Origin of the sequence: Paenibacillus sp. Cedars, assembly GCF_003184205.1 — a bacterium.
In the GTDB taxonomy this organism is placed as follows: Bacteria; Bacillota; Bacilli; order Paenibacillales; family Paenibacillaceae; genus Paenibacillus_AQ; species Paenibacillus_AQ glucanolyticus.
In genome coordinates this window covers 5,770,001-5,790,626 of record NZ_CP020866.1, presented here as the reverse complement: position 1 = coordinate 5,790,626, position 20,626 = coordinate 5,770,001, and the positions used below count along the sequence as shown (strand labels likewise).

The 20,626-nt window shown below is 49.3% G+C and carries 19 protein-coding genes, 1 rRNA gene and 1 other RNA gene (1 of these 21 only partly in view); 20 read left to right on the top strand and 1 reads right to left on the bottom strand.

Annotated elements, in window-relative coordinates:
* The first annotated feature begins 187 nt into the window (after nt 1–187).
* The 5 genes from B9D94_RS27930 (at nt 188) to argS (ending at nt 4,834) form a co-directional block, all read left to right on the top strand.
* The gene (locus B9D94_RS27930; protein ID WP_036642917.1) at nt 188–1,045 is read left to right on the top strand and encodes a carbon-nitrogen hydrolase family protein; all 858 of its coding nucleotides are present in this window, start codon (nt 188–190) and stop codon (nt 1,043–1,045) included.
* A 50-nt stretch (nt 1,046–1,095) separates the two neighbouring features.
* Entirely contained in the window at nt 1,096–1,767 is a 672-nt protein-coding gene (locus B9D94_RS27925; RefSeq protein WP_148248498.1) for a GNAT family N-acetyltransferase, read from the top strand.
* Nucleotides 1,768–1,839: 72 nt separating this feature from the next.
* Nucleotides 1,840–2,511, top strand: coding sequence for a hypothetical protein (locus B9D94_RS27920; protein WP_006207494.1), 672 nt, complete (start codon nt 1,840–1,842; stop codon nt 2,509–2,511).
* A 221-nt stretch (nt 2,512–2,732) separates the two neighbouring features.
* Nucleotides 2,733–3,158 (top strand): YwiB family protein, encoded by a 426-nt coding sequence (locus tag B9D94_RS27915; RefSeq protein ID WP_148248497.1) that lies wholly within the window; start codon nt 2,733–2,735, stop codon nt 3,156–3,158.
* Entirely contained in the window at nt 3,155–4,834 is a 1,680-nt protein-coding gene (gene argS, locus B9D94_RS27910; protein WP_006207496.1) for an arginine--tRNA ligase, read from the top strand. Before B9D94_RS27915 ends, argS begins: the two co-directional genes overlap by 4 nt.
* 117 nt (nt 4,835–4,951) lie before the next feature.
* On the opposite strand, the gene B9D94_RS27905 is transcribed toward argS, so the two are convergent.
* Entirely contained in the window at nt 4,952–6,097 is a 1,146-nt protein-coding gene (locus B9D94_RS27905) for a S8 family peptidase (protein ID WP_036642920.1), read from the bottom strand.
* Between the two features lie 368 nt (nt 6,098–6,465).
* On the opposite strand from B9D94_RS27905, the gene rpoE reads away from it, so the two are divergent.
* The 15 genes from rpoE to B9D94_RS27830 form a co-directional block, all read left to right on the top strand.
* A complete protein-coding gene (gene rpoE, locus B9D94_RS27900; RefSeq protein WP_148248496.1) occupies nt 6,466–7,032 on the top strand; it encodes a DNA-directed RNA polymerase subunit delta in 567 nt (188 codons plus the stop codon).
* Nucleotides 7,033–7,713: 681 nt separating this feature from the next.
* A complete protein-coding gene (locus B9D94_RS27895; protein ID WP_036642924.1) occupies nt 7,714–9,315 on the top strand; it encodes a CTP synthase in 1,602 nt (533 codons plus the stop codon).
* Between the two features lie 274 nt (nt 9,316–9,589).
* Nucleotides 9,590–9,982 (top strand): response regulator, encoded by a 393-nt coding sequence (locus B9D94_RS27890; protein ID WP_006207500.1) that lies wholly within the window; start codon nt 9,590–9,592, stop codon nt 9,980–9,982.
* A gap of 174 nt (nt 9,983–10,156) precedes the next feature.
* The gene (fba, locus tag B9D94_RS27885) at nt 10,157–11,011 is read left to right on the top strand and encodes a class II fructose-1,6-bisphosphate aldolase (RefSeq protein WP_076152808.1); all 855 of its coding nucleotides are present in this window, start codon (nt 10,157–10,159) and stop codon (nt 11,009–11,011) included.
* A gap of 204 nt (nt 11,012–11,215) precedes the next feature.
* Nucleotides 11,216–12,475, top strand: coding sequence for a UDP-N-acetylglucosamine 1-carboxyvinyltransferase (locus tag B9D94_RS27880; RefSeq protein WP_006207502.1), 1,260 nt, complete (start codon nt 11,216–11,218; stop codon nt 12,473–12,475).
* Between the two features lie 152 nt (nt 12,476–12,627).
* A complete protein-coding gene (rho, locus tag B9D94_RS27875) occupies nt 12,628–13,956 on the top strand; it encodes a transcription termination factor Rho (protein ID WP_036642926.1) in 1,329 nt (442 codons plus the stop codon).
* 32 nt (nt 13,957–13,988) lie between these two features.
* Nucleotides 13,989–15,266, top strand: a complete 1,278-nt coding sequence (locus B9D94_RS27870; RefSeq protein WP_006207504.1) for a radical SAM family protein — start codon at nt 13,989–13,991, stop codon at nt 15,264–15,266.
* Nucleotides 15,267–15,444: 178 nt separating this feature from the next.
* Entirely contained in the window at nt 15,445–15,642 is a 198-nt protein-coding gene (rpmE, locus tag B9D94_RS27865; protein ID WP_006207505.1) for a 50S ribosomal protein L31, read from the top strand.
* A gap of 117 nt (nt 15,643–15,759) precedes the next feature.
* An RNA gene (gene ffs / locus B9D94_RS27860) (signal recognition particle sRNA large type) lies at nt 15,760–16,026 on the top strand.
* Between the two features lie 292 nt (nt 16,027–16,318).
* A complete protein-coding gene (dnaX, locus tag B9D94_RS27855; protein ID WP_063478248.1) occupies nt 16,319–18,040 on the top strand; it encodes a DNA polymerase III subunit gamma/tau in 1,722 nt (573 codons plus the stop codon).
* A 40-nt stretch (nt 18,041–18,080) separates the two neighbouring features.
* Nucleotides 18,081–18,392, top strand: a complete 312-nt coding sequence (locus tag B9D94_RS27850) for a YbaB/EbfC family nucleoid-associated protein (RefSeq protein ID WP_006207508.1) — start codon at nt 18,081–18,083, stop codon at nt 18,390–18,392.
* A 25-nt stretch (nt 18,393–18,417) separates the two neighbouring features.
* The gene (recR, locus tag B9D94_RS27845; RefSeq protein WP_006207509.1) at nt 18,418–19,017 is read left to right on the top strand and encodes a recombination mediator RecR; all 600 of its coding nucleotides are present in this window, start codon (nt 18,418–18,420) and stop codon (nt 19,015–19,017) included.
* Between the two features lie 314 nt (nt 19,018–19,331).
* Entirely contained in the window at nt 19,332–19,622 is a 291-nt protein-coding gene (locus tag B9D94_RS27840) for a hypothetical protein (protein ID WP_006207510.1), read from the top strand.
* Nucleotides 19,623–19,669: 47 nt separating this feature from the next.
* Nucleotides 19,670–19,936: a pro-sigmaK processing inhibitor BofA family protein gene (locus B9D94_RS27835; RefSeq protein WP_006207511.1), complete on the top strand. Its 267-nt coding sequence runs from the start codon at nt 19,670–19,672 to the stop codon at nt 19,934–19,936.
* A gap of 336 nt (nt 19,937–20,272) precedes the next feature.
* A 16S ribosomal RNA gene (locus B9D94_RS27830) occupies nt 20,273–20,626 on the top strand (it continues 1,202 nt past the right edge of the window).

The following is a 20,626-nucleotide window of genomic DNA, read 5'->3' as shown; positions in this document are numbered from 1 at the left end:
GCGTATTTTTTCATAAAATCGAACTTTATTTGATACAGGTGACGCCTTGGATAACCGTTTCGGCGTGTTTTCGGACGTTCCCGTCATAACTAGGGTTTCCAGAAGGGGCCGACTTGATGTTCTCATGTTCTCGGAGCCCGGAATCCGATATAATGAAGGCATCTAACCATTTATAAGGAGGAAAAGCATGAAATTTCGCGTTTCTGCCGTGCAATATCATCTGCACACCATTCAATCCTTTGACGATTTTGCCCATCAGTCGGAGCATTACATTCGGACGGCGGAGGAATTTGAAGCCGATTTTGTGCTGTTTCCGGAATTTTTCACAACACAGCTGATGTCCATCGGGGACGATCAGGGCAAAGCATTAACGATCCATGATCTTCCGGATTTCACAGACCGATACCGTGAGCTGTTCCAAGGCTTTGCGAAGCAATATAACATTCATATCATTGGGGGAACCCACGTCATTCGTCGTGAAGGGAAGCTGTACAATGTGGCGCATCTGTTTTATCCGGACGGCCGCATCGCGGAGCAGGCCAAGATCCATATTACGCCTTCGGAGATCTCCGGATGGAATATGGGGGCAGGCGAGGGGCTTGAAGTGTTTGAGACAGACAAAGGCACCATTGCGATGCTGACCTGTTATGACATTGAATTCCCTGAGATTGTACGGATGGCCAAGGCCAAAGGGGCTGACGTCATTTTCTGTCCATCCTGCACGGATGACCGACATGGGTTCCATCGTGTGCGGTACACGAGCCATGCTCGCGCCATTGAGAATCAAGTCTACGTGGTGCTGACCGGTACGGTAGGCTCGCTGCCCACCGTGGATCTGATGCGCGCGAACTTCGGACAGGCGGCTATCATTACGCCGAACGACATTCCGTTCCCGCCCCAAGGTCTGCTGGCTGAGGGCGAGCTGAACCATGATATGCTCATTACCGCGGATCTCGATCTGGATTTACTGTATCAAGTGCGGGAGAAAGGCTCTGTAACGACTTGGCGTGACCGCCGCACCGATCTGTATCCAGATTGGGAGTGAAGCCCGGTTTCTCATAGCTTGAAAAATAGGACAGAGGCGGTGCAGAGGAAATGGCCCGGTTTCAGCAATGGTTATATGTATTTGACGACAACCGGCCGGTGCCGGTTGTCGTTCGAAGTTACACGGAAGCAGACTTTGACGAGCTGATCGTTATCCAATCCGAGACGTTCCCGCCCCCGTATCCGCCGGAGCAATGGTGGAACAAGGAACAGCTAATGCAGCATGTCACTTTGTTTCCAGAAGGTGCGCTATGTGTTGAAGTAGACGGCGTGCTCGCCGGGTCGATCACTTCGCTCATCGTGGATTACGATCCGCTGCAGCCCGCTCATTCTTGGGCGGACACAACGGATAACGGATATATTCGGACGCATAAGCCGGAGGGAAATACGCTTTACATCGCCGATATTTGCGTCAGGCCACGCTTCCGTAAGCTTGGCCTTGGCAAGTGGCTGATCCAGTCGCTGTATCATGTGACGGTCGAACAGGGACTGGACCGGCTGCTTGGCGGTGGACGGATGCCGGGATATCATCGGCATGCCGATGAGATGTCAGCTGCGGAGTATCTGGACGCGGTAGTCCAGGGGGATCTGAAAGATCCGGTGATTACGTTCCTGCTGCGCTGCGGCAGAACGCCTATCGGAGTGGCTGCCGAATATCTGGAGGATGCGGAGTCCTGCAATTACGGTGCTCTGATGGAATGGAAGAACCCGTTTAGAGGATGATGACGTGTCAATTGCACCATCATTCTCCCGAACGTTAAATAAACAACTTCATATATAAGGAGGTTTTACGAAGTGGAATATATTCGCATAACGAGTATTAACGATCCCTTGTTTCGCAAAATGCACAATCTGATGAAGGAAGTCTTTCCTCCGGAAGAAGTGCTGGAGTTCAGTCTATGGAAGGAACCGCTGGAAGATCCGGGTATTCGGGTATTTGTTGCCCTGCATGAAGAAGAGGTGGTCGGTACGACGGAGTATCGTTATTACGAGGACTGGAATGTGGCGATGACTGATTTCACCATCATCGGACGCGAAGGGCTTGGCATCGGCCGATTTCTGGCGCTGCATCGCCTGAAGGATCTGAACCAACTGGCAGCAGCGAACGGTAAAGAGCTGTTCGGCATGTTTGCCGAGATTTACGATCCCTACCAGGTGCTGGACTATGCATTTGGCGGGGTGAAGCCGATGGATCCGTTTGTTCGTCGTGAGGTGCTGTCGCATCTTGGCTATAAACGCACGGATCTCACGTATGTCCATCCATCCTGGAACAACGATGGCGAAGCGGTGAGCGGGCTCGATTTCTGCTTTATGCCGGGTGATGACACTGTGGATGAACTGCCTGCAGATCTGATTGTGAACTTCCTGAAGCGATATTATGCCGTCCTGCCTGAGAAGCCACAGGCATGGAACGACATGATTGCCAAGCTGGAAGCACAGGAGAGGGTAGCGCTGCTGCCGCTGTAAACCAAGTCGATAGGGAGTGCCTGATTCTTCATGAATCAGGCCTATTCTGTTATCGAAGCACTAGTGGAATTGACGTGTTGAATTCCAGTGAATGGCCCGAGTGATGGGCAGGGAAATTGGAGATAGAGGCTCATATATTTGACTTTTGCTAAAATCCTCATTTGAATTGCAAGGCCATACTGGATATAGTAATACAATAGGTAAGGAAAAGAGGAACGTACATGAACGACCGAAAACAAGTGAGCATCCGTCTTCACAGCCTTCACGAAGGGGAGAATACGGTACAGGAGCTGCCCGCAGAGGCTTTTATCAAAGGGAGTGCTCTGTATGTTCGTTATACAGAACCCGCACTCGGGCCGCATCAAGGGGAAACCCGGGCGATGCTCAAGCTGACGAAGGACGGGCTTAAGCTGATTCGGCACGGCGAGGTGGAATCCGAGCAGTCGTTTCAGCTGGGTCAGCGGTTACCGGGTTACTACCGCTCTCCGTTCACTTCATTTAATCTGTCTACGCATACCCAGCGTCTGGAGCTGGCGCTTGAGGGCATGTCCGGACGCGCGGCTTGGGCGTATGATTTATATGTGTCGGGCGAGTTTTCGGGACACTTTTCTATTAGTTTGACTATTCAGGAGGCACAAGAATCATGACTATGAATCCATTAGATCACATTAACGGGCTGGTTGCCGAAGCGGTAGCGGACGCTGCCGTGGCTGCAGGGCTGGTTTCCCGTGAGGAGCTGCCGGCCATTACGCTGGAAGTGCCGAAGGATAAATCGCACGGTGATTTGGCGACGAATGCTGCGATGCAGCTGACGCGTATCGCCAAGAAGAATCCCCGGCAAATTGCCGAGGCTATTCTGGAGCATTTGGACACGGCAAAAGCTTCCATTGAGAAAGCGGAGATTGCCGGACCGGGTTTTATTAATTTTACCCTGGACAAGGGTTACCTCTATCCCATCGTAGCTTTGGTACAAGAGCAGGGCGACAACTACGGACGGATTACCATCGGCGAGGGACAGAAGGTTCAGATGGAGTTTGTCAGTGCCAATCCGACAGGAAGCCTGCACCTGGGCCATGCCCGCGGCGCAGCCGTAGGCGATGCGCTCTGCAATGTGCTCGACTATGCAGGATACGAAGTAACGCGCGAGTATTATATTAATGATGCAGGCAATCAGGTCGTGAACCTGATTAAATCCCTGGAAGCTCGGTATTTGCAAGAGCTGGGTCAAGATGCCGAAATGCCGGAAGACGGCTACCATGGCGAAGATATCAAAGGTTTTGCCAAAGAGCTTGTGGCTGAGAAAGGCGATTCCTTGTTGTCCATGAGCCCTGGAGAGAGAACAGCCTTTTTCCGTGAGTTCGGGCTCGAGAAGGAACTGGGCAAAATCAAACGCGATTTGAATCGATTCCGCGTTCATTTTGACGAATGGTTTAGCGAAACGTCCCTTTACGAGGACGGTCTTGTCGAGAAGTCTCTGGAAGAGCTGAGATCAAAAGGCGAGGCCTACGAGAAGGATGGAGCAACCTGGCTTCGTACAACCGACTATGGGGATGATAAGGACCGCGTCCTCGTTAAGAATGACGGAACCTATACTTACCTGACACCGGATATTGCGTACCACCGCAACAAATACGAGCGCGGATACGACAAGATCCTCAATATTTGGGGAGCGGACCACCACGGTTATGTCCCGCGTATGAAGGCTGCCATGGAGGCGCTTGGCAATGATCCGGACAAACTGATTGTATTGATCGCCCAGATGGTCAGCTTGTTCCAGGATGGCGAGAAAGTGAAAATGTCCAAGCGTACCGGCAAAGCGGTAACGATGGAAGACCTGATGGATGAAGTAGGTGTGGACGCGATTCGTTACTTCTTCACGATGCGCAGCATGGATTCCCATCTGGATTTCGATATGGATTTGGCAGTTTCTACGTCCAACGAAAACCCGGTGTTCTATGTACAATACGCACACGCACGTATTTGCAGCGTATTCCGCCAAGCCGAGGAGCAAGGGATCAACCTGCTGCCGCTAGCTGAAGTGAACCTGAGCGTGCTCACCGCCGAGCATGAATACGACATTTTGCGCAAAATCGGGGAACTCCCGCAGGAAGTGTCGCTTGCTGCGGATAACTATGCTCCGCACAGACTCATCCGTTATGTATATGAGCTGGCTTCTTCGTTCCACAGCTACTATAGAGCCGAGCGTGTTATTACAGAGGATGCGGATCAGACACAGGCACGTCTTGCTCTCCTTGGAGCTGTTCGTACCGTAATCGCTAACGTGCTTCGCCTGATGGGCGTATCGGCGCCAGAACGTATGTAATGGAGTTTTGGTTCAACTTTCCTTGATATAGGTGACAACAGCCGTCTTTCCGTGGGGGAAGGCGGCTGTTTTTTTGTAAGCGAATTTCATTTTTGTGGTCCATTCTTAAGTGCAAGATTATAATTTCATGCCCTCGCGCAAAAATTTGAAAGCATTAACCTCTCCGTCGGAGACGCTGTATCCTTTTTTGAGCTTGAGTGGAGAGGAGGTACGCCGCAGCAGGGCTTTGATGGTTGCCGTTTTCAGATCAGGCTTTTGCGCAAGCAGCAGGGCGATGGTTCCGCTGACATGAGAAGTGGCCATGGAGGTACCGCTCATCTCGTGGTATTTTCCCTGCAGCCAGGCCGACACGATTTTGTCTCCAGGTGCATAAATATCTACAAATTGCCCGCGATTGCTGAAGGCTGGAATTTTTCGGTGGCGATCGGTAGCTCCGACAGATATGGTTTGGGGATAGCGGGCGGGATAGTCAGCTGTACGGCGTTTGCCGTCATTGCCGGAGGATGCAACAATAATGACGCCTGCTTGGTTGGCCTTGCCTACGATATCCAGCAGTGCGCGGCTTCGGGTCTGCATACCGAAACTCATATTGATGATATCGATCTCGGCGCGTACGCACCAATCGATTGCCAGAATAATATCCGATACGAAGGCGGACCCGTTATGATCAAAGGCCTTAACAGGATATACCACAGATCGGGGGGCAACGCCGATCATGCCTTGCGTGCTGTTCGCGGCAGCGATCGTGCCCGAAATATGCGTTCCGTGCCCATTGTCATCGTACGGCGGCATGTTTCGATGAACCAGATTGATCCCCCTGGTCAGCGAGTATTTCAGATCCGGATGAGAAAAATCCACACCTGTGTCAATAACGGCAATCTTCATGCGGTGTCCTGTCGAGATAGACCAGGCATGAGGGGCTTTGATTTGCTTGATACCCCATGGGATCCCGGTTAACGTTCCAATTGTTCCCTGTATGGCCTGGATATGAACCTGTTCATCCTCCTCGACCATCAGCTCATGTCGAAACTCCGCTTCAAACTTCGCTGTCTGGGGAGCCGGAGCGATGATGGTGTGGGTAAGCGGCGAGTAGCTGATCGATTCCGGGAAACGCGCTTTCCCCGCGAGCCGATTCCATTCGCTGATGCATTCCTGGTACAGCTGAGGGTCATGAAACGTGAGGAGCCGCCGGTTCTTGTCCCGGACGTTCCGCATAGGGTTCGTCTCTGTCAGTAGTGATTGCATGATCCGGGTGTAATCCATGTGTGGCAATCTCCCTTCTCGATGAACCGTTGCTTCAGTATTGTATGAGTCGGGGTGAGAGCCCGAATGGGATGTTGCCCTTTTTCCGGGAAATAGGCCCTGATTCGCGTGTCAAAGCAGAAGGGCGAACATAAGATACATGGAGAGAATATCAAGGTTCTCTTATCTATCCCGTAAGGAGTCGATCCTTGGGGCGGGTACAGTCAGAAGACGGAGAGGAAGAGTCTCCGTCTTTTTCCTTTTTGGTATCGGACGGGCCGTGGCGCATAAAAACTTGATTTTTATTTCCAAATAGGTTTTACTTAGTTTTGATAATGGATATGTTGAGGGTATAACGTGAAGATTTGTGTGAGAGGAAGTGTGCGTTAGTGAGTAATCCGCTCAATTTAAAGATCGATCCGGAGAAGATTCAGGAAATCCCAATGGTTGACCTGGCTTTTATGGTTCTGAAGGCGGCGAACACGCCGTATTATTACCGTGACCTTATGAATGAGGTGGCCAAGCTTCGCGGCTTTACGGAAAAGGAAATTAACGAAACGATTGCCCAGTTATATACCGAGATCAATATAGACGGACGTTTCGCATGTGTAGGAACGAATCTGTGGGGACTGAAGCGTTGGTACCCGCTTGAGAAGTCCGAAGATCCGATTGCGAACGCGAAGCGTCCGCGGATCATTAATGATGAAGACGACGATGATGACGACTTCACGGATGAAGAGGAAACTTACAGTGCCGACGAAACCGAGGATGATTTTGACAGCATCGACGATGACGATGATGATCACGATGATCTCTTCTCGGATGATGACGATGCCGAAGATGAAGTAGATGAAGACGTTGTTCTGGATGATGACGAATTGGATGATGAAGATTCAGAATCCGAGGAAGAAGAGGATCTGGAAGAGGAAGAATTTGAGGAAAAGGATAAGGATTAATCCGTCTCACAGCAGCGGCTTATGGGCCCGTCTGCTTTGTTTATGACTTTGTTTTACGGTGTCAGGTGATTGGGGAATTTTGAGCTTTGTTCTTCTCTTGACAAGCAGATAAGGCACAGAGTAAACTATTGCTTGGGCTTATGATTGTGGATTAAATATGTTTAATATAAAAGTGCCCCGTTATTTATTCGGGGTCACTTTTTTTGTTTTTAAGGTATTAGAAAGTGCAGACGACGCTAGCTTCTGGACCTGAAATCGCAAGAAAACTTACCATAAAAAATTGGGTCTGTCTTCTATGGAGTATGTCGATAGGCGTTTTTCTTGTGGGCTAGAAAGTATCCTGCTTGTAGGGAAGTACTGATCTCTGCAGTGAATAATCCGCCTTGGCGGATGTCTCTTGCCAAGCTTCGTGCCGATTAAGATTTAGGTGCTTGGGTGAGATGTGATGAGATTTCGGAATCGCTCGGCGCCGGTATGATGCCGTGCAGGCAGCTCTATACGAGGATCATTGAAGCGTCAAGTATATGCGGTTTGTAATAGGTCGGAGGTCAGCTCGCTCACCATTTTTGGAAGCGAGCCATGCTTTTTGTTGGTCCCTCTGATGAATCAGGGGAAAACGGGTTAGGATAAACATCATATGTCGCCTGAAGTTATGGAGATTATATAGGAGGGTTTTTAACAGTGACAAAGTATATTTTTGTAACAGGCGGAGTCGTGTCATCTCTTGGTAAGGGAATTACCGCCGCTTCGCTCGGTAGATTGCTTAAGAACAGAGGGCTCAAGGTAACGATTCAGAAATTCGATCCGTACATTAATATAGATCCGGGCACCATGAGTCCATACCAGCATGGCGAAGTGTTCGTTACTGACGATGGTGCGGAAACCGACCTGGACCTGGGACACTATGAGCGCTTCATCGATATTAACCTATCGAAGAACAGCAATGTGACAACAGGTAAAGTATACTCATCTGTCATCAGCAAGGAGCGTCGGGGAGAATATTTGGGCGGCACCGTGCAGGTTATCCCTCATATTACGAATGAAATTAAAGAGCGCGTATTCCGTGCAGGCCGTGAAGCGGGTTCGGATGTAGTCATTACCGAAATCGGCGGCACGGTTGGTGATATCGAAAGCCTTCCTTTCCTTGAGGCCATCCGTCAAATCAAGAGCGACGTTGGCCGTGAGAACGTCATGTATATTCATGTAACCCTCATTCCATATATTAAGGCAGCTGGTGAAGTGAAAACGAAGCCGACCCAGCACAGTGTAAAAGAACTTCGCAGTATCGGCATTCAGCCAAATGTCATTGTCTGCCGTACAGAACATGAGCTTTCAACCGAGATGAAAGCGAAAATCGCGCTCTTCTGCGACATCGATCCTAACGCGGTCGTTGAATGCCGCGATGCGTCCTCACTGTATGAGGTACCGCTGAATTTGCGTGATGAAGGTCTTGATGAAATTGTAGTCAATCATTTGAAATTAACGACACCGGCACCGGATATGAGCGAGTGGGAAGATCTCGTAGAACGCGTATCCAAGCTGGAGAAGACCGTTGAGATCGCAATTGTTGGTAAATATGTCGCGCTCCATGATGCGTACCTTAGTGTGGTTGAATCATTATCCCACGCCGGATTTGATGCGAATGCCGAAGTGAAGGTCCGCTGGGTAAATGCCGAAGAAATTACGGCAGACAACGTCGAAGATATGCTGAATGGCATAGGCGGCATCCTCGTACCGGGCGGATTTGGTGACCGGGGTATCGAGGGTAAGATCAGTGCAATTCGTTATGCTCGCGAGCGCAATATTCCATTCTTCGGTATCTGCCTTGGCATGCAGGTGTCGGTTATCGAATATGCCCGCTCCATTCTGGGACTGAGTGGTGCGAACAGCTCTGAGATCGATCCGGCTACTGAATATCCGGTCATCGATCTTCTGCCGGAGCAGAAAGACATTGAGGATCTCGGCGGTACGATGCGTCTTGGATTGTATCCATGCAAGCTGGTTCCGGGATCACTTGCGGAGTCCTGCTATCAGGATGAGCTGGTTTATGAAAGACATCGCCACCGGTATGAATTCAACAACCAATACCGTGAAGATATCGAGAAAGCAGGCTTGCGTATTTCCGGTACATCTCCGGATGGACGCTTGGTTGAAATTGTGGAACTGCCAGGACATCCATGGTTCCTTGCTGTGCAATTCCATCCGGAGTTCACTTCCCGTCCAAACCGTCCGCAGCCGCTGTTCCGTGAATTTGTAAAAGCTTCGATTCAGCACAAAGCATAATATGGGAAGAGCCTCTTTTGAAGAGGCTCTTTTTTGACTTTATTTTATGTTTTCGGCGCGTTTGTAAAGTTTTTGGACAGGGTTCGAAGTAAACATCCTTGCTGTCGACTTTGTTTACAGCTATCCATTTATCTTTTTTTCGTACTTTTTTCGAGATAGGAAGGAATTCGACATCTACAGGCGAATACAAATAATGGTCGGTTTATGGGAAAGTTAGGAACTTTCGAGTTTGCATATACTCATTGCACGATTTAAGTATCGGGAGGTTGGAAGGATGAGCAAACAAAGCAAACACAAAGTGTTGATTGTGGATGACCAGAACGGTATCCGCATCCTGCTTGTGGAAGTGTTCAGCAGTGAAGGATACGAGACGTTTCAAGCGGCGAACGGCAAGGCAGCGCTTGAAATTGTAAAGCTGCACACGCCGGATCTGGTGCTGCTGGATATGAAAATTCCTGGAATGGACGGGCTTGAGATTTTGAAGCATATTAAACAGATGAATCCGGACATCAAGGTGATCATGATGACAGCTTACGGAGAACTCGACATGATCAAGGAAGCAACTGATCTTGGCGCACTGATGCATTTCACCAAACCTTTTGATATTGATGAGATGCGGCAAGCCGTCAATATGCAGTTAAAAGGGACCGCCAACAATATCGGTTGAACTATGAATTCTGCTCAAGGGGCGGAATTCTTTTTTTTGCCAGAATGTGAGGTCCGTCGCAGCATTTTAGGAAATGCTTGTTTAGTATTTATGACGCGATGTGGTATAATAAGGCCGTATGTTATATCGGCTAAAAACCATAGACAAACTAAGCATCTTTAGGAGGATGAAACCATGCCATTAGTATCAATGACAGACATGCTGAACAAAGCACTTGAAGGTAAATATGCTGTTGGTCAATACAACATCAATAACCTGGAGTGGACATATGCAATTCTTGAAGCAGCTGAGCAAGAGAAATCTCCAGTTATTCTGGGTGTTTCTGAAGGCGCAGCTCGTTATATGGGTGGATTCAGCACCGTTGTACACATGGTAAAAGGTCTGATGGAGGATCTGAAAGTAACAGTTCCTGTTGCCATTCACCTTGACCACGGTTCAAGTGTTGAGAAGTGTAAAGAAGCAATCGACGCAGGATTCACTTCGGTTATGATCGATGATTCCCACAGCCCGATTGACACGAATATCGAAACAACGAAGCAAGTGGTTGAATACGCTCATTCCAAAGGTGTTTCCGTTGAGGCTGAAGTAGGCATGGTCGGCGGACAAGAAGATGACGTAATCGGTGACGTAATGTACGCGAAGCTGGACGACTGTGTACGCATCGTGAATGAGACAGGCATCGATACTCTGGCACCTGCGCTTGGTTCTGTTCACGGTCCTTACAAAGGCGAGCCAAACCTTGGTTTCAAAGAGATGGAAGAAATCCGCAATGCAGTGAAGCTTCCATTGGTGCTTCATGGTGGTACGGGGATTCCGACTCATGATATCAAGAAAGCCATCTCTCTGGGTACTTCCAAAATTAACGTGAACACCGAGAATCAAATCTCGTTCTCCAAAGTTGTTCGTGAAGTGCTTGCTGCTAAACCAGAAGCTTACGATCCTCGTACATTCCTGAAACCAGGCCGTGAAGCGATCAAAGAAACCGTTGTTGGCAAAATGCGTGAGTTTGGTTCCAACAATCAAGCTTAATTCATAGTTATTCGAGTCGCTTGTAGCCCCAGGGGCCATAACAGGACGATTGGAATCACCTAAGATATTTTAGGCTGTCTTATGCTGCATACAATGAAATGGAAAGCACACCGCATAGCCGGTGTTTTTCCATTTCATTTACTATAATGACGGCTATCAGAACCATTTCCGGCTGCGAAGTGATGTAGGGGGACCCGAAAGCTTATGGAAAAATTGATGATCAGCGGTGGACGCCCACTGCGAGGTACTGTAACAATCAGTGGTGCCAAGAACAGTGCAATTGCGTTAATTCCCGCCGCAATCCTGGCGGAATCGGAAGTCGTACTTGATAATTTGCCGCTTCTCAGCGATGTAGCTGTTTATGCTGAGATACTGGAAGAGTTAGGCGGTCAAGTTTCATGGGAAGGCAATCAGATGAGAATTGACCCTTCTGATATCAAATCTATTCCGATGCCTAACGGACCCGTGAAGAAACTGCGCGCGTCCTACTATATGATGGGCGCCATGCTTGGAAGATTTAAAGAAGCCGTGATCGGACTGCCGGGCGGCTGTAATTTTGAACCTCGTCCCATTGACCAGCACATTAAGGGCTTTGAAGCCCTGGGTGCGACCGTGACCAATGAACACGGTTCGATTCATCTGCACGCCAAAGAGCTGCGGGGCGCTAAGATATATCTGGATGTAAGCAGTGTTGGTGCAACCATTAACATTATGCTGGCGGCTGCCAAGGCCAAAGGCTCCACAATTATCGAAAATGCGGCGAAAGAGCCTGAAATTATAGATGTTGCTACACTTTTAAATTCCATGGGAGCTGTCATCAAGGGCGCCGGGACGGAGACCATCCGGATTGAAGGCGTAACCGAGATGCATGGCTGCCGTCATTCCATTATTCCAGACCGGATTCAGGCCGGTACATATATGATTGCTGCTGCCGCTACACGCGGTGATGTTCTGATCGACAACGTCATTCCGAAGCATCTTGAAGCCCTTACGGCCAAGCTGATCGAGATGGGCGTTGGCATCGAAGAACTGGACGAAAGCATTCGCGTTACCGGTAAGGACCGGTATCAGCATGCCGACGTGAAGGCTCTTATATATCCTGGATTTGCAACGGATTTGCAATCACCGATGACCAGCCTGCTCACCCAAGCAGAAGGCGTCAGTGTCCTCAGTGATTTTGTATATAGCAACCGGTTTAAACATGTACCAGAGTTAGTTCGCATGGGGGCCAGAATCCGTGTGGAGGGACGCTCAGCCATTATTGAAGGCGGGCCGCTGAACGCAGCCAAAGTCAAGGCGACGGACCTTCGCGCAGGTGCCGCATTAGTCATTGCGGGTCTAACCGTACCCGAAGGGGTAACCGAAGTCAGTGGCGTGGAATTCATTGATCGCGGTTATGATCATCTGGTATCCAATCTGCGAATGCTGGGTGCTGACGTATGGCGTGAGACCGAAGAAGAGTGAAATTTTTCCAAAATGAGGGAATTGTGTGGACCGAACTGCATATCTCCCTCTGATTTGGGTAATGCTCCTAGTAAAGCTCTCATAGAATAATAGACTACATGACAGCAGGTTCTGCTGCGACAGAAACAAATAATTGAATAGGTGGTTATTGAATGGATTTACAAATATCCGATTTGGAAGGCATGAAGCTGACGGATCTGTATAAGCTGGCCAAGAAATATCAGATTCCTTATTATGGCCAGTTGAAGAAAAAAGAACTGATATTTGCGATTCTCCGAGCCCAGGCGGAACAGAGCGGCTTGATGTTTATGGAGGGCGTACTTGAGATTTTGCCGGAAGGATACGGCTTCCTTAGACCGATTAACTATTTGCCAAGCACGGAGGACATATACATCTCGGCATCCCAAATTCGCAAATTTGATCTACGGACCGGAGATTTGGTCTCAGGCAAATGTCGAACACCTAAAGAGAACGAACGTTACTTCGGACTGCTGCAGGTTAACGCCGTAAATGGAGAGAATCCAGCCGTTGCAGCGGAACGCTTGCACTTCCCAGCCTTGACTCCTCTTTATCCGCAAGAAAAGCTTGTTCTTGAAACATCCCCTAATCAGTTGTCAACCCGAATTATGGATTTGCTTGCACCTGTAGGTTTAGGACAACGCGGTTTGATCGTGGCGCCGCCAAAAGCAGGGAAAACGCTCCTCTTGAAAGAAATCGCCAACAGCATCTCAACCAACAATCCAGAGATTGAACTGTTTGTTTTACTCATCGATGAACGGCCAGAAGAAGTAACGGATATGCAGCGTTCCGTAAAGGGCGAGGTGGTTGCTTCAACGTTCGACGAGCTTCCGGAGAACCATATCAAGGTTGCGGAACTGGTATTGTCGCGTGCATTGCGGCTGGTGGAGCATAAGAAGGACGTTGTTATTTTGCTGGACAGCATTACCCGTCTTGCCCGTGCATACAACCTGGTCATTCCTCCTTCCGGCAGAACGCTAAGCGGCGGTATTGATCCTGCGGCATTCCATCGTCCGAAGCGTTTCTTCGGGTCTGCGCGTAACGTGGAAGAAGGCGGAAGTCTGACCATACTCGCTACTGCCTTGGTTGAAACCGGGTCCCGGATGGATGATATCATTTATGAGGAATTTAAAGGAACAGGCAATATGGAGCTGCATTTGGACCGCCGTTTCGCGGAACGGCGTATTTTCCCGGCAATCGACATTCGTCGCTCGGGTACACGGCGTGAAGAGGTGCTGCTGAACAAGGATGAACTGGACACCATTTGGGCAATCCGTAAAAATATGAACGATTCCGCTGACTTTGTGGAAGGGTTCCTCAAAAAAATGCGCGACAGCAAGAACAATGCGGAATTCTTGGCTTCATTTGATGTTAACGCCAACAGCAGCAGCGGAACCGGGACTCAGGGCCAGTCGGCCAGACGTCCATCGCGTGCATCTGCAGCGACGGCACCTCAGACGTAAAGCCCTGAACAACCGGAGAATAGGAGATCAACATGTATTTGGTTTATGCAGATGAACAAGGGAACGTATACGACCATTCTGAGCTGTACGGGCTTGCCCGCAGTGGGGATATGATCGTTGAAATATTGGATGATGAATTGATACCTCTGCCAGATGGGGCTACGCTGGTCGGCCTTCCGAGTACCCGAGCCATCGGGATGGATCCTGAGACCGGTGAAATGATGCCGCTTGAAGACGGGTATACAGCTGTCGGAGCGCTTTTGCCGCAAGGCTATACCCGATTGTGCTTGCCAGGCTATGTGAAGTCAGACAAGGAATACAAGCTGCCGCTCTTCGGTTATTCGGCTGTCGTGTGGAAGGATGGCGCATTCTACACAACTGCGCGCTTGTCCGATGACCCTGAGAAGTGGAATCCAATGAATTGCGATTTGAATGATCTTGAGCTTGGGGTTAAGACTCTGAAGGAGAAATATCCGGAGAACCGGCTCTATGAGCATCTGTCCAACTGTGCATTGGGATACGAATGCCTCACGGCATCGAACACGTTCCTGAATCGCTGGGAGGGTGCGGTTCCCGTATCCTATTCCTGTAATGCAGGCTGTTTCGGGTGTATCTCGGAACAGCCGGATGACAGCGGCTTTGTCGCCCCTCAGACCCGGATGAATTTCCGCCCGAGGGTAGATGAGCTGGTGCAGGTGATGCTGGAACATCTGAAAACACCGGAGTCCATCATCAGCTTTGGCCAAGGTTGTGAGGGTGAGCCTTCCACACAAGCGAAGATCATTATCGAAGCGATGAGAGAAGTTCGGTCACAGACGGATATGGGATATATCAATATTAATACCAATGCGGGTTTGACCGATTTTATCCGCGGCATCGTGGATGCGGGCCTTGACTTGATGCGAGTGAGTACCATCAGTGCATTGGATGGCCATTATAACGCATACTACAAACCAAGAGGATATACGCTCGCTAATGTGGAGAAGTCCCTTCGCTATGCAACCGACCAAGGCGTGTATACTTCCATCAACTATCTGATCTTCCCCGGCGTAACCGATCGCGAGGAAGAGCTGGAAGCCATGATTGAGTTTGCCCGGCGTACTGGGCTTAAATTAATCCAGCTTCGTAATCTTAATATCGACCCTGAAAGCTATCTCCAGCTCATTCCGCCTGCACAAGGCGAGATTCTCGGGATGAAGCAGGCCATTGAGATTATGCAAGAGGAATTACCTGATGTGGTCATTGGATCCTACACTCATGTACCTCCTGCCGGACAGGCAAGACCGAAGAAGAGAACGTCTCTGATTTAACCGGTACATGGCCCGTTGTTTATCTGCTAAAAACAGGGTGAAATTCCATTTGTGAACTTGTCTGATGTTTTGTGTATGGGCTATTGCGCAATCAATATGCTCGTGATATACTCGGTTTATGTGTCCATATAACTCTGGGTCCGCATGAGGCTCAGGGCGGAAAGAGGTGAAAGCTACAATGAAACAAGATATTCAACCGAAATATCACGTTACTACAGTTACTTGTGCTTGCGGTAATACGTTTGAAACAGGTTCTGTAAAACCAGATCTTCGTGTAGAGATTTGCTCGAACTGTCATCCGTTCTTCACAGGTAAACAGAAATTCCTGGATGCTGGCGGTCGTGTTGATAGATTCAAAAAGAAATACGGTATCTAATAAACAAACCCTTCGCCCCTATGGCCGAAGGGTTTTTGTCTGTCTATAGGCGTGATATGCCTTGTAACTTCTTCCGTCGGTTGCTTTTTTGATAGCCATGCGATATACTAAAGTTCGCCGTGCTAGACGGGGAGGTAGCGGTGCCCTGTAACTCGCAATCCGCTGTAGCGAGGTTGAATTCCTGTTAGAGGTATTGTCGATGTGAGGCTGGTCCCTGCACTCAATGTTGACGGTTGGGTCCTCCGCAATGAGCACTTGTGAACCTGGTCAGGTCCGGAAGGAAGCAGCCATAAGCAAGATCGCTTTTGTGCCGGAGGGGTGCCTAGCCCGAGTTGTTGTTCAGGATTGCCGCTCGGATCGCAATTATCAATAACAGGTGCACGGTATACATAACTGCACATAACACCTTTGCCATTGGCAAGGGTGTTTTTTGTCGAGGCTGCCTGATATCGAGGGAAATCCTTCACGCTAACTTGGATAAAGATTTCCAAGTAAACGTTTTGCTAAGGCAGGGGAAAGTAGTATAGAATGTAGTATAATATAACCGTTAACTCACGCTTTTTCAGGTTGAGATTGACGATGAAAGTAAGAGCAACGCACACGGAGATGGGGCTGCAGTCTATACCGATTAGTTATTAATCTTCGTGAAGTGGAAGTTGAAAGAGGGTAAAGCACAGTGGAACATATCGCGTTATATCGTGCTTGGCGACCGCAGTCATTCGGTGACATGGTGGGCCAGCAGCATATTATCCAGACCCTGCAGAATGCCATTCGCGAGCAGCGGGTTTCCCATGCCTACCTGTTCAGCGGTCCACGGGGTACGGGCAAGACCAGTGCCGCTAAAATTTTGGCCAAAGCCGTGAACTGCGAGCATGGTCCGGCTGAGGAACCCTGCAACGAATGCGAAGCCTGCCGGCGGATAACGTCCGGAGCCGTTATGGATGTTCAGGAGATCGACGCTGCATCCAACCGCGGTGTCGAGGAGATCCGTGATTTGCGGGAGAAGGTCAAATACGCACCGACCGAGGTCCGGCGCAAAGTTTATATTATCGATGAAGTGCACATGTTGACGACGGAAGCATTCAATGCCTTATTGAAAACGCTGGAGGAGCCGCCGGCACACGTGATGTTTATACTAGCGACAACAGAGCCCCATAGACTTCCTGCAACGATTATTTCACGCTGTCAGCGGTTTGATTTTCGGAGGGTCTCCCTTGATGAGCAAACCGGTCGATTGCAGCAGATTTGCGGGGAAGAGGGAATTACGGCAGATCATGAAGCGCTGCAGTATATTGCCCGTCTATCGGATGGCGGTATGCGTGATGCACTGAGTATTCTGGATCAGATCGCTTCGTTTACCGGTGGCACGGTGTCTTATCAACAGGTCATGGACATGACGGGTGGTATTGCCTCGGAGCAGTTTGGGCGTCTTGCCAGCGCCGTGAAACAGGGGGATGCCGGGCTCGTGCTGCAAATCGTGGAGCAGTTTATGCAGGAGGGAAAAAGTGCCGACAAGTGCATGGAGAATCTCCTGTATTATTTCCGTGATTTGCTTATGATCAAGATGGTGCCCGATGCCGACAAACTGACCGACCGGGTTCTGAATCCGGCAGAATTTCAGGAAATGGCCAATGCCTTCAGCCGCGATGAATTATTTCAGATGATTGATACGCTGAGCCGCTATCAGAGTGAGATGAAGTACGCCTCGCAGCCGCAAACCTTGTTTGAGGTAGCCCTGCTTAAGCTTTCCGGTATTCCTCAATCCGCGGGTGGGGCAACAAGTGCCCATGGTACAGCCGACGCCGGGGAGCTGGCTCAGTTGAAGCAGCATGTAGCCGCGCTCGAGAAGAAGCTGGAACGCCTGATGCAGAACGGTGTTCCAACGTCGAACCAACGGGAAGCTGCCAAGTCTACCCGTACACCAGCGCCGAAAGCAGCATCATCAGCCAAGATTCCGCAGCATATGGATCAGTATGTAGCTTCCCGAACCGGGGAAGAGTACACCGCAGTTCAGCGGCAGTGGGCCCAAATACTCCAGAATGTAAAAGAGGAGAAGGTTACGGTCCACGCGTGGCTGATGGATGGAGAGCCGGTGTCCGTATGGGAGGACAAGGTGCTTGTCGCTTTCAAAAACAACATCCACCGCGAAACGACCGAGAAACCTGCGAATAAGCAGGTGATTGAAGGGGTGCTTGATTCTACGCTCGGCAAGCCGTATCATCTGGTGACGATGATGCTTCGTGACTGGAGCGACGCGGTTGAAGGAGCAGGCAAGCCTCAGGCAGAAGAGCTTAAGCTGGAGCACGAGGTGGCTGATGCTGAAGCCGGTGGAGAAAAACCATGGATTGATGAGGCGATCCAGTTATTTGGGGAAGACCTCGTTGTCATAAAAGACTAGCACGTGACTGCGTGCACCCTATTATAAGGAGAGATGAACCATGAATAATATGAACCAAATGATGAAGCAAGTGAAAAAGATGCAGGAGCAAATGCTGAAAGCTCAGGAAGAGCTGGCTACCAAAACCGTTGAAGGCACTTCCGGCGGAGGCGTGGTTACCGTAGAAGTGAGTGGGCACAAGCAAATTCTGTCCATCAACATCAAGCCGGAGGCAGTTGATCCGGATGACGTGGAAATGCTGCAGGACTTGGTGCTCACAGCGGTTAATGACGCACTTGCCAAGGCAGAAGAAATCGCAAATGCCGATATGGGCAAATTTACAGGCGGCATGAAAATCCCGGGCTTGTTCTAATCTAACCTAGAAGGAGTAGTTACATTTGTACTATCCTGAACCGATCGCGAAGCTCATTGACGCCTTTACGCGACTGCCGGGTGTGGGGCCGAAAACGGCCGCCCGCCTGGCTTTTCATGTTCTGAACATGAAGGAAGATGATGTTATTGATTTTGCCAAAGCGTTAGTCAGCGTCAAAAGGAATCTGCATTACTGCTCTGTCTGCTGCAATATCACCGATACGGATCCGTGCCGGGTATGTCAGGACAAGACCCGGGATCCCTCCACCATCTGCGTAGTACAGGATGCAAAAGATCTCGTGGCGATGGAGCGTACGAAGGAATTTGACGGCTACTATCACGTTCTTCATGGAGCGATATCTCCCATGGAGGGTATTGGACCGGACGAAATTCGTCTCAAGGAGCTGCTTACGCGCCTTAGCGACGAGAGAGTGAAAGAATTGATTTTGGCCACGAATGCGAATATTGAAGGTGAGGCGACGGCGATGTACATATCGCGGCTTGTCCGTCCATTTGATATTAAAGTGACCCGAATTGCTCATGGACTTCCTGTGGGCGGCGACTTGGAGTATGCGGATGAAGTAACCTTGTCCAAGGCGCTCGAAGGACGGCGTGAATTGAACTAATATGTTCTCACCATCCCTGCGCAGCTTAATTTAAATGAATCCTTGCTTACATTAGGGAGGGACATTAGGCGTTGCTGCAGCAGTGTTTTTTTCAAAAGAATAATGGTATAGGGATAGGTGGTCTTAAATCCCTGAACACGAACGAGCATTAGAAGGTATTCTGATGGCTCGTTTTTTCTTTGTCTTTTTGCTGTGCAGAAAGTAGAGTAGGGAAGATTTGTTTTGGTTCTAAGTTTGTCCTCCTCTCGATATGAATGTTACAGACGGTCATAATGGCAGTGCCAAACATTCATATTCATAGGAGAGTGAGCAGAATGAAGATATGGTGGAAGCAGTCGAAGAAGCGAGAGGAAGAAACCTACATCACGATTGAGGATCAAGAGCGGATGTGGCATGTATTCATGGATGTTCGGAGATCCCAGATGGAGTGGGAACGTGCTCATCTGCTATTTCAAGAGGCTACGGGTCAGGATCAGATTGATTATGCCATCTACATGCTGGAGGCAGCGGAACGTAAATACCAGATGAATCTCAAACAGGCCAAGCAGCTCAACCTGGATGGGGCGCAGATGCAGTATATCGAGCAGAAGAGAGAGAATGGCTAAAAGAGGCCGCTGTTGCGGTTCTTATACCATATGAAGGAGGAGTATCTATGAAACTGGTTGTTCTAGGGGTTCTAAGCATATCGCTATTATTGCTCATCTATATCATCTTCAGAAAGAAACTCGGGCTGGGTTGGTTAACTGTATTTGGCGCTCATCTTGCTCTCTCTGCGGTGGCGATTTATATTGTGAATTTCACTGGTTTAGCGGCGGAGACTTACATTCCCCTGAATCCAATGACCATTGGAACTGTAATGGTATTGGGTCTGCCTGGCGTAGCTCTCTTGGTCGGTTTAAAAATAACTTTATTAGGGTAGTTGACGCATGCTTATAATCTATGATACATTAATGTTCGCCCGTTTGATTTGGGGTGTAAAAGATTGACCGGTTAGGCAGAAGATTGATTGAAAAAAATCAAAAAAACTTCTTGACCAACAGCAAGCTAGTATGATATATTATAAAAGTCGCCGCTGAGATGCGGATGACAAACAAAAAACGATTGATCTTTGAAAACTGAACAACGAGTGAGTAAGGATTTTACTTGTAAAATCCATTGCGAAATCATCATGTACAAGCCTTTGGTTTGTTGGGTGATGGAGCATAATAGAGAATTGAACAAATTCTCGTCAGTTTCTAAATGAGCAAGTCAAACCTTTTTGGAGAGTTTGATCCTGGCTCAGGACGAACGCTGGCGGCGTGCCTAATACATGCAAGTCGAGCGGACTTGAAGGAGTGCTTGCACTCCTGAGAGTTAGCGGCGGACGGGTGAGTAACACGTAGGCAACCTGCCCTCAAGACTGGGATAACTACCGGAAACGGTAGCTAATACCGGATAATTTATTACATAGCATTATGTGATAATGAAAGACGGAGCAATCTGTCACTTGGGGATGGGCCTGCGGCGCATTAGCTAGTTGGTGGGGTAACGGCCCACCAAGGCGACGATGCGTAGCCGACCTGAGAGGGTGAACGGCCACACTGGGACTGAGACACGGCCCAGACTCCTA